This window comes from Pseudomonas sp. NPDC096917 (assembly GCF_044762555.1).
GTDB lineage: Bacteria > Pseudomonadota > Gammaproteobacteria > Pseudomonadales > Pseudomonadaceae > Aquipseudomonas.
Genome location: NZ_JBIWEO010000008.1, coordinates 1 through 16,041 on the forward strand (window position 1 = coordinate 1; position 16,041 = coordinate 16,041).

General features: G+C 51.8%; 12 protein-coding genes and 1 pseudogene. 4 read left to right on the forward strand and 9 right to left on the reverse strand.

Features of this window, described 5'->3' with window-relative positions:
• Positions 1-899: 899 nt before the first annotated feature.
• The 7 genes and pseudogenes from ACIQYF_RS10960 to ACIQYF_RS10990 all read right to left on the reverse strand — a co-directional run.
• Positions 900-2,177 (reverse strand): Y-family DNA polymerase, encoded by a 1,278-nt coding sequence (locus ACIQYF_RS10960; RefSeq protein ID WP_402860810.1) that lies wholly within the window; start codon positions 2,175-2,177, stop codon positions 900-902.
• Positions 2,167-2,595 (reverse strand): LexA family protein, encoded by a 429-nt coding sequence (locus ACIQYF_RS10965; RefSeq protein ID WP_402860813.1) that lies wholly within the window; start codon positions 2,593-2,595, stop codon positions 2,167-2,169. The genes ACIQYF_RS10960 and ACIQYF_RS10965 overlap by 11 nt, the downstream gene beginning before the upstream one ends.
• Positions 2,596-2,797: 202 nt before the next feature.
• Positions 2,798-3,244 (reverse strand): hypothetical protein, encoded by a 447-nt coding sequence (locus ACIQYF_RS10970; protein WP_402860816.1) that lies wholly within the window; start codon positions 3,242-3,244, stop codon positions 2,798-2,800.
• The gene (locus ACIQYF_RS10975; protein ID WP_402860819.1) at positions 3,234-5,255 is read right to left on the reverse strand and encodes a hypothetical protein; all 2,022 of its coding nucleotides are present in this window, start codon (positions 5,253-5,255) and stop codon (positions 3,234-3,236) included. Before ACIQYF_RS10975 ends, ACIQYF_RS10970 begins: the two co-directional genes overlap by 11 nt.
• Positions 5,252-6,988: a site-specific integrase gene (locus tag ACIQYF_RS10980; RefSeq protein WP_402860822.1), complete on the reverse strand. Its 1,737-nt coding sequence runs from the start codon at positions 6,986-6,988 to the stop codon at positions 5,252-5,254. Before ACIQYF_RS10980 ends, ACIQYF_RS10975 begins: the two co-directional genes overlap by 4 nt.
• Entirely contained in the window at positions 6,981-8,294 is a 1,314-nt protein-coding gene (locus tag ACIQYF_RS10985; protein WP_402860825.1) for a site-specific integrase, read from the reverse strand. The genes ACIQYF_RS10980 and ACIQYF_RS10985 overlap by 8 nt, the downstream gene beginning before the upstream one ends.
• A 58-nt stretch (positions 8,295-8,352) precedes the next feature.
• A pseudogene (locus ACIQYF_RS10990) lies at positions 8,353-8,481 on the reverse strand (peptidase S24); the annotation flags it as partial.
• A gap of 801 nt (positions 8,482-9,282) precedes the next feature.
• Between ACIQYF_RS10990 and ACIQYF_RS10995 the strand changes: the two are divergent.
• The 4 genes from ACIQYF_RS10995 (at position 9,283) to ACIQYF_RS11010 (ending at position 12,982) form a co-directional block, all read left to right on the forward strand.
• Positions 9,283-10,074, forward strand: a complete 792-nt coding sequence (locus ACIQYF_RS10995; protein WP_402860828.1) for an ABC transporter permease — start codon at positions 9,283-9,285, stop codon at positions 10,072-10,074.
• 69 nt (positions 10,075-10,143) lie between these two features.
• Positions 10,144-10,740 carry an ABC transporter ATP-binding protein gene (locus tag ACIQYF_RS11000; RefSeq protein ID WP_402860831.1) on the forward strand — a complete coding sequence of 199 codons (597 nt, stop codon included), beginning with the start codon at positions 10,144-10,146 and terminating at the stop codon, positions 10,738-10,740.
• A gap of 54 nt (positions 10,741-10,794) precedes the next feature.
• Entirely contained in the window at positions 10,795-11,901 is a 1,107-nt protein-coding gene (locus ACIQYF_RS11005; RefSeq protein ID WP_402860834.1) for an ABC transporter permease, read from the forward strand.
• A complete protein-coding gene (locus tag ACIQYF_RS11010) occupies positions 11,894-12,982 on the forward strand; it encodes a polysaccharide biosynthesis/export family protein (protein WP_402860837.1) in 1,089 nt (362 codons plus the stop codon). The genes ACIQYF_RS11005 and ACIQYF_RS11010 overlap by 8 nt, the downstream gene beginning before the upstream one ends.
• 121 nt (positions 12,983-13,103) lie before the next feature.
• On the opposite strand, the gene ACIQYF_RS11015 is transcribed toward ACIQYF_RS11010, so the two are convergent.
• Positions 13,104-14,237 (reverse strand): hypothetical protein, encoded by a 1,134-nt coding sequence (locus ACIQYF_RS11015; RefSeq protein WP_402860840.1) that lies wholly within the window; start codon positions 14,235-14,237, stop codon positions 13,104-13,106.
• Positions 14,238-14,417: 180 nt separating this feature from the next.
• Positions 14,418-15,521, reverse strand: a complete 1,104-nt coding sequence (locus ACIQYF_RS11020) for a NosD domain-containing protein (RefSeq protein WP_402860843.1) — start codon at positions 15,519-15,521, stop codon at positions 14,418-14,420.
• Positions 15,522-16,041: the final 520 nt, after the last annotated feature.

Genomic DNA, 16,041 nt, shown 5'->3' on the forward strand with positions numbered 1-16,041 from the left:
GACAAAGACCGCAGCGGCCATCATCAGCTCGGTACATATGGCAAAGCTGAGTGTGATGAAGAATAAGCTAATGAACTAACCGCTCGAGACACTAGTTCTCGTTTAAGGGCGCGAATCGTAACCATCGGGAACTCACCTACTTTATCCCAGTCATGATGGCGACTCGGTAAGTGAGTTTCCCATCCGCTAACCGTCATACAGCCTCAACGCTCGGTACACGGGTTGCGCAAGGGAAATATTTCTTTCCTTTAACAGTGTTTTAAGTCATTAACGGAAAGATTTCTTTTCCTTGCGGCCAGATTAATTTTTTGAAGTGTGGAGCCGGCGCGCCAACGGCAGCGATTCAAAAATCGCTAGAGCATATTCGCACCTATTTCACCCAACAATTCGGGAAAAGTACTGTAAGCGGACGCTCATCACACCTTACCCATCTCTGTGGCGCGATTGCGGTTGGTGTTGCAGTGCATGGTGCGGTCGACCACTACTGCCGCTATGCCCGTCAAATGAACGCAGGCACTCTAACGCCACATAGCTTAGGCTAGCGGCAGCTATTGGCCATTCGCTATCGATCGTCACTCGGTGGGTGCTGGTCAAGTCGAATGCAATTGACTGGTCAGTGGTAATGCAAATGGTAGTCACGTCAGTGTAATTACCCGCCAAGGCGGCGAATTGGCTACCATCGCTAGTTCTACCAAAACTCGGTATCGATATAGTAGGAAAAAGGACTCGACATTTTTGCTGTGGCCAGAAGCTGCATGGCTCGTTGGTGGCCACTCGAACGACTGAGTATTTACCTGGTGAAAATGGCTAAAGTTTCCATCTGAAAATCCCAGCTTCAGAACTGGTTTCATGGCACTGTGAATTTTACGGCAGTGAGAATCCCTCGCCCGCTGACACGTCTAATCGCAGCGCACAATCCAAAGTTCGTCCAGCTTGGTCGTATAAGATCGGCTCATCATTTCACGGCGCATTCCCCAGTCAGGTGATACTGGAACACTGGCAGCCCGCAGTGTGCCCCGACCCCATCTTCCGTTGATATTGTCCATGACCTGCATCAGCCGAACGCTTTCTAAAGATTGCTTGGGGGCAAACAGATCTTCGGTGAATTCACCTGGCTGCCTCAGATCCATCAAAAGCACCTCAGCTTTGCTGTAACGGAAGCCCGGACGAAAGATTTCAGTCACTACGTCGGTAGCCATTCGAGTCATGAGCAAGGTGTCACATGTCGGATAAGGCAGTTCTACCATCACTCCTTGGGCGTAATGGGCCTCGTCAGGATTGAACATACCAGTGCGGATGCTCACTCGCATGCGCTTGCACATCGAACCTTGAGCTCGGAGCTTTTCCGCTGCGCGCCCAACGTAAGTGGCCACTGCCTGTTTGATCGGCTCAATCTCTGCGAGGCGTTTGCCGAATGCCCGACTGCAACAGATCTCTTGCTTTGGCTGCTCAATCTCTTCAACGTCCAAGCATGATATGCCCGCCAGTTCACGGGCGGTCTTCTCCACCACCACGCTGAATTTTTGCCGCAGCATCTTGGGATCAGCCATTGCCAAGTCCATAGCCCTCAGGATGCCCACAGATTCTAGGTGCGTTGTCATTCGCCTACCAATTCCCCAGACTTCCCTTACCGCGGTGTTACGCAAAACCCAGTCTCGCTTGAAAGGATCACGGATATCTACAACACCTCCAGTTTGAGTCTGCAAGCGCTTAGCGGTGTGGTTGGCCAACTTGGCAAGGGTTTTAGTGGATGCTATTCCAACACCGACCGGGATGCTCGTGCACCGTAATACGCGGGACCGAAGGTCACGGCCGAATGCCTCAAGGTTACCGGGCATACCGCCCATGCTTAGCCAAATTTCATCGATTGAGTACCGCTCCCAGGAGTCGACGGTAGATTCCAGAATGGTCATGATGCGTTCGGACATGTCGCCATACAGGGCATAATTACTGGAAAACGGCACGATTCCGTGCTGCCTCAGTTTGTCTCGAATCTGGAAATATGGTTCGCCCATTTTTACGAACGGTTTTGCATCGTAGGATCGAGCTATCACACACCCATCGTTGTTGCTGAGTACTACGATTGGGGTCTTAGCCAGATCTGGTCTAAAGACGCGCTCACAGCTCGCATAGAATGAGTTGCAATCGACCAGCGCAAACACTTTTTCACTGTGCATGATTGCGCACACTGAAGCGAACCACTCCCCGAACTATAAAGTCGTCACTTTCGAGAATGTATCTGGCGGGATAATCTGGGCTTTCCGACTTGAGGATTACCAGCCCGTCCCGGCGATGCAACCGCTTGCATACCGGCTCATTGTTCACTGCGGTAATGATGATATCGCCCTGCTCAGCGTTACGGCCTCGACCCACGATGACGACGTCACCCGAGAAAATGCCGGCACCCTGCATGCTGTCGCCTTCAACTTTGACCAAATAGACATGGGGGGCTCGCAGATCGAACAGCTCATCAAGAGAGATAAATTTCTCTAAGTTCTCGGATGCCGAGGATGGAAAGCCGGCCGACACGCGAAAGGAGTAAGAAGGAACCCTTGTAGCGCCGCCCGTCGGCGTGCCTAAGAAGGTGATGGTCATAATGTAAAGCCCAGAGAAAACTGTATATACATACAGTTAACCTTTGATTTGTCGCCCGGTCAATCCCGGCCAATGGCAATTCCGTCGGGTGGAATCAAAGTTTTCTGCGACCCCGCAGATCTATAGATAGGACAATTGAGGCAGGCAATTGCCGCTCCAGATCGGCAATGCCCAAGCGACTAGCTGCATGCGCGCTGTTATCTCAAAGCTTTCTCGGCCCGCGCGGATTCAACGAAATTAAATTTGACGCAGGCAACTGCCGCTCAAGCTCAGCGATACGGTCATACAACTCAATGATCTTCGCATCCGCTTCGCTCAATAAGCTTGCGAGCTGGTCTCGCTGACGAGCAACTTGCTCCATCCGATCACGCAGGGCGCGGTTTTTCTGGCGGGTGAGAAGATTTACCTTGTTCAACGAAGGAGGTCGCTCCTCCGCATGTTGTTCCACGTAGGTTTTTATCTCTGCAATGAGACTCGGGAAACGAGACCTCTTAAGCGCCGACGGATCGTTTCCGGCCTCTTTGGCCACGTTGTTCTGAGTGACCGGTGCCCCCTTTGGTAGAAGCTGTGGCCTATTGAGTTTCAGGCGCTCAAAAGCATCACGATATTGATCAGCCGCGCTGCGGCGAGCAGGAAATTCAACGTCCATTTGCGCTCTCTACGACACGACGGAAGCTCTCTACGCTTCGCTGTTGAGCCATCAACGATTCCATTAGCGGACTCTCATTCTGAGCAGCGGCAAGCCGCTCTTTGAGTACATGTTCAAGATCATCTACCGCGCCCAATCGTTCTGAGTCATACAGCACATCAGGGCAAGGTTTTGCATCCTCTGAATTACCGCCCCCGCAATGGGCAATGTTGTCAATTCCGCCGTACGGACAAGGTTCGCGACTCGAACAAACGCCAAGAATTATCGGACGACAGGCGATCGCGCCTTTCTTTGCCAAACCAACCATCTTCTTCGCATCATCTGGCGAAATCAACCGAACGATTTCAGCCTTTCGTTTGTCTCCATGAGGACTGACAAAACGCTCACTCGTAAGCTGCTGTAACTCACTTCCAAGCGCCCCGTACATTGTGCGAACGTACAGAGTGTGAGCTTTCTCCTCTAGACGCAGCCGCGAGTGATTTTGTCCGTAGTAAAGGCTCATCGCTCGAGTGACGTGCTTGAGCTGGTACTGAAGCGAAGCATCACTTACGAGCCCGGAAGCTTGCATGTTCACTGCCCCAGTTCTACGCAACTGATGCCACGCCAACGGCCAGACAGCGCCCACTTGATACTCCTCCGGCAGTGTAGGGGTAGCTAGCCGAGCCAACTTCAAATCCTCAGTCGTGATACGCAAACGCTCTAAGTCAAAGAGCTTCCCGTACTGCTCCAAAAGGTGGGCATATGGCGGAATGCTCGGTCTCAGAGAGTGATCACCTTTATTGCGCAATGAGCTCCAGGGCTCGTAATAAGAATCGCTCAAATAACGCCCAGCAAGACCACTAGCTTCTGAGTGCGATGCGTGCAATGAGCGAAACAGAGAGATCACCTCCATCGCCCTCACGGCGACCGCCACAGATGGGGATGTGACCCAAAGGGCGTCGCTATCAGAGAGCGTTTTTGTCGTCTCCCCACGTAACAAATAAATGTCGCCAAAGCTCTTGTCGTGCTCAACGTCAAGGCACCCGGCTCGAAGATTCCATGCTTCCTCGACCCGCATGAGACTGAAGTTAAGGATGTAAGCTAATCCCGCGCGATTGACCAGTTTTAGATAGCTAGTCAGCGATTTTACTTGCAAGTCTCTACCTCGACCCACCCAACGTTCAAGTAGCTCAAAGATGCCGAAGCGTTTCGCGGTATCTGCAAACGCGCCGAGAAAACGAAGCCCCGTTTTAGAGCCTGATAAATGCATTTTATAACCACAAAAAGGCGGGGCGTTTTCACACGCCGTTCTCTCTGAAACCCTCTGGTTATGTTCGTAAGCCGCGAAGCAGAATCGGTAACAAGCTTCAACCTGTTCCCGATGGGATAGGAAGTCATCAAGGCACTCTCGCAGCCTAGTAACTTGATAACGCCAAATACGTGGAGGGATGTACGGTGTTTGAGCTGTGTGATGAGCTGGAAAACGCGCAGCCAGACGGGTTAGGGAGCCTGAGTCCAGCAACGTAAACCCTACAGAATCCCTTGACGCGTAAAGCTCATGCATTAACGTCAGAAACTCGGTTTTTCTTGAGGTATGAAGAAAGAAAGGGATCCGTTCGCATACGCGTGGAAAGTGGTTTAATTCGCTGGCAAGTATTCCTTCCTCCTCGCAAAGAACAAACAGCCGCCGCATTTGATCGAAACGCGTTTTAAGGGCTCTGTAGCCACGAGCGCCGTACGGCCCGTATAGCCACCAGCCAGTGATGATTCGAAGTAAATTTGCGTTCTTTGAACTAATTGGCGTCGCTGATTTTTTAACTGGCCCATCACCAAAATTCAGCGTCAGTGCCTTCTTGGCCCATGGATCAAGCCTCCATACTGGATCGCCCCAACGGCTTATTACTTTGCCCTGTTCATCAATTACGACCGGCCAATCAGGTGGCGGAGGCCAGCTCTCTGGACGATAATTCAATGCCCCAGGAACGGCGAGAGGCGACTCGATAGAAAGCCCTAGTCTCGTAAGTATATTCATAGGGAAGACCCCGCTGTAACTTCCGCAAGCCGAATAAATCCGTCCCAAGCAGGGTGATAGTCCTCCTCGGCTATGCGAGCCAGTGCCTCTTCAACCCAAAGCCGACGCACCTCGCTACTTTCTTGAAAGAACCTTAACTTCGCACTCAGACGCTCGACTGTAAGCATCGCTGGATGGTCAACCTCGTCAGATCTATCCGTGCAAGCTGGGCGATATCTAACTAGTTCCAAGGTCTTGAGCACTCGCAAACTACTCAGAGACCAGACGTGATCCTCGCTTTCAATATCCCGGTGATTGACGCAAAAAAGGCAACCCGCTGCGTTAATACAATCGGGATCAGGAGCATTAGTAGGAGCATCCACGACGGATTCTGGTATCGGCGCCACACAAGCACCTTGAGCAGGTGAGCAAAGGACGGGATCTGTTTGCCGGTGAAATCGAGTGATTTCAATCATCGCAATTTGCGGATTGGGCTCGGCGTACACACGAATCAAAGTTTCAGCGGTGTGCTGGGCGATTTCCGCCACCAGTTCAGGGCGTTGCGACTCACGTAACAGCCAATTAATACGCGCGCCCCGGAGCTTACGAGGTCGAACGAATCGAACATTGGAAATGGTGCAGACGCGATCAATAGCCGTGAACTGAGGAGCTACTTCAACGAGGCGCCCCGAAAGACGGACGAGAGGGAAAAGAAGTCCCTCTAGATCGTCTGGAAACCACCTATTTCGCCACTCAATGTAGCGTTGGAACCACTGCTTATAGCGTGAGAAAACGTCAAACAACACTTCACCCTGACGGCGTTTTTTGTGAGACCTGACTTGGTAACCATCAAGATGACTCGTGTAATGGTATTGGTCCATTCGAAGCTGATGCGCCTGGGATAAATTCATGCCGGTTTGTGCGATGAACATAAGCAACTCGGCTTCGATTCGTAGATTCACCGCCGGGTATCGAGTCTCTATTGAAACGTCAGCGTTTCGACGTTCGCGATTTTGAAGAATGGCCGCAATTTGGAATTTGGTTTGAGGTCGAGTCCGTCGTAACGCCCCTTTCTCTGGATCTTTCAGGCCGCACCAGATAGGTAGCGTCGAACCCGACCGCAACTCCACATGGATAGGAAGTGGCCCCGTCACAGCTTCATAGGTAAGGGACTTACAGATATCGGCAATGAACTGCCCGAATGAAAAGCTCTCGTCTAAACTTTGCGTATAAGCGCCCCCATTACTAGCCTTTCCGGTGCCTCTAGGCTTGCGGATTCGGGTGCTGTACAGAAGTGTCGAGCTTCGGCCTAGAACTCGGTCGAGCATCGTCGCGGTCAAACTTGCCACGTCGTATAATGATCCGGCAGTTTGATATCCTTCCACGCGATGACGCTGTAGAAGATGTTCAGCCCACCCCAGGTATTCCTCCGCGACCGTATCAATGCTCAACGGACGCTCGCACTGATCCCCCCACTGAAAAAACTGCCTCAACGCACCAATCTTGTTTTGTGCCGAAAAGCGGCTCCCCCCTCCGACAAGGTCGTCGGTCAAACAGACATGGAGCCCATGCACAAGCTCTACCCGCTCCAGCAGAGGATCACCAAAAGCACCTGATGTGATTTCACTGCGTACAGTCTTCACGCTTGTCTTAGCACCACCGCTGTATAAAAGTGGTGCGAGATCCCAGGGTGTCTCATTTTTCGCGTAATCAAGCATTGGAAACGCTAGGTCTGAAAACGTCAGATTATTCATTGCTTGCTTCCTGCATCGAGGCAGTCCCTGTAAACGCAGTCATGAAGCTGTTCGCAATGGCCTGCTTAGCGGGTGCGGCTTGCACAAACTTGATGTATTTGAAGGTGGTAACCTCCGAATTTCGACCGTGAAGCAATGCATTGCTGACAGTCGCAATAACTATCGCCACATCCGTACAATTTGCTAAAGCGAGCCTAGCTAACTCAGTTCCAAAGGTGCATCGGGATTGGTGGAAGCGAAACTTCCTGAACGCTTTTATGCCCGACGCGATGCCTAATTTTCTAAGCGATGACATCTCAACGTTTATTGCCGAAGACTGATCACTGTTGCGACGTCCGAAAGGGTTTCCGAAACGTGTCAAGAACACTAAGTCTTGGTGCTCACTAGCCGCAGATGCCTCGCGAGTCAACCTGCGAAGACCCTTGGCGTACTTCAAGACTTCTGAACACAACGCTTCGGGAATCCATACCTGGCCAGTTACACCAAATTTGGTATGCACGGGCGGCGACGCACCTGGCCCTACGGATATTAGAAGCAGACCTTTAGCAGACGGATCATGTAGGGCACGCTCCAACGTATCGATACGAAGGTCACAGATCGTTCCTAGTCGCATCCCCGTAAAGAAACCTAGGGCCAACATCAGATAAAGCTCGGGTGAGGCGTTCTGTTTAACGAAATCAAGAATGGCGTCTCGATCAACCGCAGACACAGGAAGTAGCCCACCTTCCAAAGTTATCCCAATGCGTTGTCGGTTTGGAATACCCAGATCGGTGGTGGTGCCAGCTAGCGTTCGCTCGAAGCCGACCGGGTCAAAGTATTTGATGAAATAGCGCTTGTCTTTCCACAGCGGCAATAGCGGATTTAGAAGGCCACGCCTCCTAACCCACCTGTAGAAACTAATGCAATTACGCATGTACTCGGAAGCCGTGGCAGGACTGATATGACCAGCATCACGAGCCTTGATAAGCGCCCCACGGTACTGAACAAGACATCGATCAGCCTTTCGAGACGGAAACTCAAACCACACAAGCCTGCGACTCTCCAAAAACTTCGCGTAGTTCAACAGCCCGTTCAGGTTGCTAGAAACGGTTTTAAGGAGTGCCTCACCATTGGTGACTCTCTCCATAGCCCAGAGATTGGCTTCTCTCCAGGGCAAGCCATCTTCCCAGAATATTTGTGGTAGTCCTTCGATCACTACACGGGAGCTATTCAGCGAGTAGGTAATCAGGCGGTCTTTGACAGAAAGGTCATACGGACTGAAGTGAATGTGTTCGACGGTAGGCAAGGGAAATCTCTGTAAGAACAAGCATCAATGTCCATGGGGACAAAACTTAACTTTAGACGTCCATAGTATGCAACTTATTCTTATCCAGCGAGATGGGCGTCTCCATATGATCCGTCGCAGGCGAGGGGAAACCCGCCGGAATCTTGAACGAACACCGCGGCAGGCGAACGCCACCACCCGTAAGAGGACCCAAGAGAGTGAAGCCCATGACACGCGCCTTTCAGTTAACTGTATGAATATACAGTTAACTGCGTAGGACGAGTCTGGTCAATTGTTCAGGCTGACATTTCGACAGGTGGGTCATGTCCACGCAGTGGGCTGTCATGTCTACAAACGCAAAAAAACCCGCGCAGACGGTCTATCCTCAGTAAGTATCCACGCTCCGGGGCCGTCGCAAGTTTGTAACTTTCGGGGGGTATACGGGTAGTACAGCGAAAGGAGTCCAAAAATGATCTGGATCACCGTTATTTGCACTGTCGTAACCGTCACCCTCCTTGGTGCCCTGATAAATGCTTGGCGGATCCACCTCAATAACAACGTGGAACTTCACTGACAGACAGGTGCTCGTGAAAACTGCGACCGCAGTCATGCCTGCAGCCGAATTGCCCCGCCCCTTGAATTGAGGTAAACCGCACCGCCCCCTCACACAGCAGCCCCTCAGCTCAAACTTGTTTTTCTAAAAATGGGCAACGACACACACTAAATTCCAAAAAAAGACTCGAATCCAATCCGGCAGTTGCTTTTGGCTATCACACTCAAGCCCTTATAATGCCTAGCGCCTCGAAAAATTCCCGCCGTTTTAATATGCGATCTTCCTTAAAAAATCAGGAGTTGCCCTACAGCGGGCAGGACTTCTTCATTGACGCTTATGCTACGAAACGATTAGTCTTCCTGCCCCCAGAACATGGAATACTATCGAATCCCGGCTTTACCGCGCGGGATTATGCATTTCCTGAAAATGAATTCCCCGGCGCATTCATTTGCGCTGCTCTGCTTTGCGGTAAACATATTGAAGCCTCGTTCCTCGCTCCAGATTCAAAAATCGGTGATCTTCGCCCTCGTGCTGCGCGAAGCCCGAGCACGTTTTGGCGTGCGCCGCATGGGCGCAGTATGGACGCTCATTGAGCCCATATGCCACTTGCTTATCTTCAGTATTTTATTCGCTGTCATTCGTGGGCGTACCGTTGCTGACGTTGAGTACCCGGTATTTGTCTTGGTCGCGATGGCTCCCTTCCTGCTCTACCGCAACACCGCCTTGCGCTTGATGGACAGCCTGCGGGAAAACCGCTCGCTGTTCGGCTACAAGCAAATCAAGCCTCTGGACACCTACGTCGCCCGGGTACTGGTGGAAACCTGCATCAGTGTCACCGTGTACGCGATTCTGGTATTTGGTTTCGCGTGGTACGGCTTCGACATGTCGGTGGCCAATCCGCTGATGTGGGTGGCGACACTGTGCTTGGGTCTGTTGTTTGCGTTTAGCCTGGGTATGGTACTGGCATTGATTACCCATGCTCTGCCCAGCTTGAAGGTAGTGATTCGCATGGCCTTTTTCCCGCTGTATTTCATTTCCGGCGTATTGGTACCGGCTGCTTACCTGCCACAAGCGATGATGCCGGTGTTGCTGCTGAACCCTTTCCTGCACATTGTCGAGTTGATCCGCGCTCAGGTCTTGCCGCACTACACCCCTGTGGATGGCGTGTCAGAGGGTTACGTGATCAGCATCACGGTGGTGCTGCTGTTTATTGCCATGGGTAGCTATCGCGCACGCCGCTTGCACCTGGTTTCCACAAAGAACGGATGAGTACAGGCCTACGTGTTCGAACTTAGAAACGTTACCAAATCCTACTTGACTCCGAAGGGACGTCGGTATGTGTTCCGCAACCTCTCGTTGTCGATTCCGCCAGGCAAGAATATCGGCCTTATCGGACGCAACGGTGCAGGCAAATCGACCCTGATGCGCCTGCTTGGCGGTGCCGATATCCCTGACTCTGGCTCCGTTGCTACAGACAGGAGTATTTCCTGGCCGGTCGGCTTGACGGGCGGTTTTCAAGGCAGCATGACCGGCCGCGAAAACATCAAGTTTGTCTGCCGCGTCTACGGCGCGATGGGCGACGACATGCGCGACAAGATCCGCTACGTTCAGGAATTTGCCGAAATCGGCGACTGGATTGATGAGCCCATCAAGACCTACTCCTCCGGAATGCGCTCTCGAGTGGCCTTCGGCCTGAGCATGGCCTTCGATTTTGATTACTACCTCATCGACGAAGTAATGTCCGTCGGCGATGCACAGTTCAAACGTAAATGTGCCGACGTATTTCAGGAAAAACTACAGCAGTCAAAAGTCGTGCTGGTGACCCACAACATGAATGAAGTTCAAAAGATCTGCGACATCGTACTGCTGGTTCGCAATGGCGAGATCCAGGTTTACGAAGACGTCGCCGAAGGCATCAAAGCCTACAACACCTGACTTCATACTCTCTTTTATAAAGCAGAACCGTTCGACTTCAAGGATGCATCACATATGAGCAGCAAGGGTAAACTCAGCCGCTGGCGCCTGGCTATCGGCCTGGTGATTTTGCCAATGGTACTGGCGGCCATCTACTACGGCATCTTCGCCGCCGATCGCTATGTCAGCAGTGCGCAGGTGGTCGTTCGTCAGGACGGTGGCAACCAGGCCGCCGCCATGCCTGGCCTCGCCACCCTGCTGACCGGCACCAACCCCGCATCCAGGGAGGAGACCCTCTACCTGCGTGAATACATCGGATCCATGGACATGATGCTGTTGCTCGAAGAGCGCCTGCACTGGATCGAGCAGTATGCCGCCCAACGTGGCGACATATTCTTCGCGCTCAACAAGGACGCCTCGCGCGAAGACCTGCTCAGCTACTACCAGCGCATGGTAACAGCCCACTACGATGAGACCACCGGTCTGTTGCGGGTTGAAGTGCAAGCCTTTACCCCCGAGTTTTCGGAACAAATGCTGCGCACGATACTTTCCGCCAGCGAGAACTTCGTAAACGAAGTCAGTCACAGCATTGCCCGCGAACAAATGACCTTCGCCAAAAGCGAACTGGCAACCGCCCGGCTTCAATACGCCGATCGTAAAGCCGAACTGATCGATTTCCAGAACACCAACAAAGTGCTCGATGGCGCAAACACGGCACAAAGCCGTGCCACTATCATTTCCGACCTCGAAGCCCAGCACACGAAAGAACAGGCCGTATTGACCGAGATGCAGTTCAAGCTGCGCGCTGACTCGCCGCAAGTGAAACAGCAAAAGCAAAGGGTTAACGCCATCGCCCAGCAACTGGCCAAGGAAAAACGCCTGCTGGTGTCGTCAACTGACGGTTCCCAACTGAACGTAGTCGCCTCAGCCTTCCAGCAACTGACACTGGACGCAGGCATCGCCGAAGCCAGCTACAAAACCGCAGTGGCTGCGCTCGACAATGCACGGATTGAAGCCAGCAAAAAGATCCGCACCCTGGTGACGGTCGTAAGCCCGAACACCCCGCAACAGGCACTGTACCCAGAGCGTTTGTATAACCTGGCAACCATCTTGCTTGGCCTGCTCATGCTGTACGGCATTACTCGCTTCATCCTGGCTTCGATCGAGGATCACCGTGATTAAATCCCTTGCTGTCTCCCACTCGTTCCATCTGAAACTGGCAACAGTGGCTCTGACGATCCTCGGCCTCTCGGGCTGCAGTGGCGTCATATCCGGCGCTGGCCCTTACAAGGGAGCCATCGAGTCCGAGAATACGACCTACAATCTGGTCGAGATCAACGCCAACACCATCGCACCTTATATGCGTGGCGCCCTGCAGCCGATGCAAGCCAAGATCGCCAAACCTCTCGCACCCTCGGCGCGACTGATGCCAGGTGATGTCCTGAGCATACTGATCACCGACAACGCTCCGGAGGGCTCGGCACTGTTTGCCCCGCTGTCCACCGGCGGCACTCAGCTCAAAACCCGCATCAGCGACCAAGGTACGATTTCGCTACCCTATGTAGGCCAGCCTTTTGTGGCAGGCATGACCCTCACCGAAGTTGAGGCACTGATCGCCAAGCAGCTCAAAGGCATGACCACCGACGTGCAAACCCACGTTGAACTGGTTGGCGACCTGTCAGGCTCGGTACTGGTAGCGGGCGCAGTCAAGTCCCCGGGGCGCTTCAGCACCCTGCAAGGACCTTTGACCCTGCTCGATGCCGTCAACCAGGCAGGCGGCCCAGTGATGGAACCGCATCTGGTCAACGTTACCGTGCGTACCGGCAGCGAAGTTCAACAGTTCAACTACGAAGACATTCTGGCCGGCAACAACATGGTGCTACGCCCGAACTCGGAAGTCGTACTCGAACGCGCCCGTCAGCGCTTCGTGGCCATGGGTGCCGTGGCTGAGCCAGGACTCAAAGATCTGCCGGCGCAAAACACCAGCTTGCTGGACGCCCTGAGCAGTGTCGGCGGACTGAAAGAAGGCAGTGCCAACCCTGAAGGTGTATTCGTATTCCGAATGGGCGAAGGCAAGCAGGCTAAACCTACCGTTCTGCGCCTCGACATGCGCGATCCGGCGGCAATATTTTACGCTCGCCAGGTCGTGATCAAGCCGGATGACACCATCTATGTCACCAACTCTGCTGTTCATGAATGGCAAAAAATCATCAGCCCTGTTGTGCAGACGATGATGCTGGGCCGAGTGACAGGTATTCAGTAAACGGGGAAATACTACCGTTAAAAAAAACGCCAAGACACTAGGTCTTGGCGTTTTTGTTTGGAGAAACCCATTACAACTCTGAACACCCACACACCCAAAAGATATGGCGATGCCGTAACAATCAGGCCGCCAGCTTGGCCAAACGAGGCTCTATCTTCTCTGCATCCCCACCATGCTCAAGAGCATCGAGCAAGTACTGCCTTGCCATCTGAAGATCCCCCTCTCTCGCATATATATCCGACAGCATCATCAACACAGTGTGAGCCGTTGGATTGCGCTTCAGATAGGCCATAAAGTGAACTTTCGCATACCCATGGCGTTTATTAAGCATCAATGCCCGACCGAGACGATAACGCGCCCCCATGTAATGCGGTGCCGAGCCGACAGATATAAGCAATGGCACCTGAGCTTCTTCTATCCGCTTAACCTCTAACAGACTTGTACCCAACAAGTAGTTTGAGTATTCATGCCGTGGATCAAGTTTGAGCGCAATGGCTGCTTCGAGCTCAACTTTTAGCCAATCCTTTTCTTGAAAGGCAAGAAACGTCTTATAGAGCGCCCTAACTAGAGGCCCATTATTCACCGATGCACCGGACTCGATAATTTCCGGAAGCGGCTGATCGTCGGCCCACAGGGCAATAAACTCACACAAATCATAATATTCTTTAATAAAAGGCGCGCCCCCATGACCGACACCCGTCAAGGTAATGGTCTTGACTTGCTTCATGTCCTGAATATGCGCAGCTGAAAGCAAATCAAGAGAGTCACACTCTCCTGCAACTTGCAAAATTTCAACTTTCGAAGCCTCAATCAGAGGACGCAGGTCGGGAAATGCAAGGGGAACATTTTTAGGCATTCGCTTCAGGCTGCGACTGCCCTTAATCTTCAGCTTGGTATCGTAACCAAAGGCCAGCACTTTTGCATTCAGGGCCGCGCCGTATAAAACAGCACCATACCCACCCATGCTGACACCTACAAAAAACACCTCGTCAACTTGTAAATATTGAACAAGGGACTTTAGCTTTTCTACAGTGCCTTCATGGCTGTCACCAAAACCGGGGATACCTTGCTGGTACCATTCGTTTCGACCGTTATTCAAAAATAACAAGTTAGATGACTGGGCATTCGCCACGTGCCAAAAATCAAATTTCCCGTCGGTTTTATCAGTACCCGCCAAAAAAACCATGAGACGCCTGGAGCCTGCACGCTCAACGATCTTGAAATGCTTACCTTCCATCTCCGAAAACGTGTCCATACCAACAAACCTATTATTTAATAAAAGTCGAGACCAGGAATGCATCTCACATACACACAAACAGCTCACAGGCGCCTGAGCACCTGACCTCATCCTACAAAGGATACCTTCTTACCCCCCCTAAGAAGGTATATCTTTTTACATCAAAACGGCAGATTTCTCTACCGTCATCATGCACCTTCAGTGCGCGCACTCAACCGCATCGTTACCTTCGACTGTGTTACCTAGCGTATTCTGACCATCCGGTTTTTTCGTATATTTATAAGGTTCGAGCACCGACTCTCGACTAGCGCCGCCAATTCGATTTCTCATAATCTTATTGTTGTCACCCTCAACACGAACAGCAGTCTTGGTGTAACAAAACACATTACCCTCAACAATATTATTATTGGCGTAATCCTTGTAGTACTTCCCATTCGGGTCCACGGCAGGATCACCACATCCCCACTTACTCAAGTCCTTGCCTTGACGCGAAGCAATCCAGACGCCGACACGCTCATTGGTAAAGGTATTATTGCGGACAGTATTAAAATCACTTGACTGCCAACGAAGCGCCGACTTTCCGGACAGATAATTCTCCCCACAATTTTTGTACATCAGCACACCACCACGCGTATTCCCTATAAACCGATTCCCCTCAATCGTATTATGCGCAGAGGAATCAACGGACAAGCCCTCACGCTTCCCCGCCTTACCATTGCCCTGAATGGTATTGTTGACAATATTCAGGCGTTGCGTTCCCTGCTCCAGATAGACACCGACGTTACCGGAGTCTTGAATGGTGGAGTTTTTTAGCGTGGAGTCCGTCGTATAGCTATCAAAATACACACCGCCACGACCGCTGTTAGACACAGTTACATTGTCGATCACAATATGGCTAGGGGCCACCTCATAGTTCGCATTCCTGTCGGCAGAAAGATCCTTGATACGAATACCGGAAGTAATACTAATGCCACGATTTTTGAAATTTTGAATACGGCAGTTTTCAACCGTTACATTCTCGATTTTCTTTTTACCCCCACCAATAACAATACCAATAGGAATATTATTTCCACCGTCCAGCGTAGCGCCCTTGCAGTTTAGATGCGTATTACTCGCCGATAGGCGCAGAGACTGAGTATAGGTACAAGAACCGTCCAGTTCGACCTGGCCGCGCAACGCACTCTGCGCCGGAAGCCGACAAGCCTCACCCTCTCCCGCAAAGACCACAACCGGGAAAGTGACCAATAACGAAAAAAAACAGCTCAGACCTCGCCTCAATCCAGAACTCTTCTCCATTTTCATTGTCTCCGCTCAATGCCGCATAAGGAAATATTAGAATACACTCTGAAAGCAGAGACGTGCTCCTCAGGCATAGAAATTTAACTGCGCCACCTCCATTTTGCGATGAAGCACCTGACCGCCACCACTAATCAAGTGAGATCACACATTTACGCGCCCTAGGCAAATAGAACGCATCTGGTACGCCGTTGAGGTTGCAGTCAACTGGAATGTCTGCATGGGTACCGATTGAATTTTTCGTAGCTTTTCAGCTCGATATATGTGCCTGATGAAATACCACAACACGCTTTAATAGAGCTGAAATCGTCTCCTCATCAGAATCCTTATCCCCCAAGATACTTTTACCGATCAAGAACAAGTGCAACACTGAGCACATAAAAACACGCCAAGCCCCATCAGAACGAACAACAAACTGCTCCGCCCCCCCCCCCGACGACTCAACAGCACTGCCGCACAGCGATGGAACAGGCAATACGCAATGCCCCCTCCTGCGCACCCCAGAACCCTGGAATTTTTTCCGAAA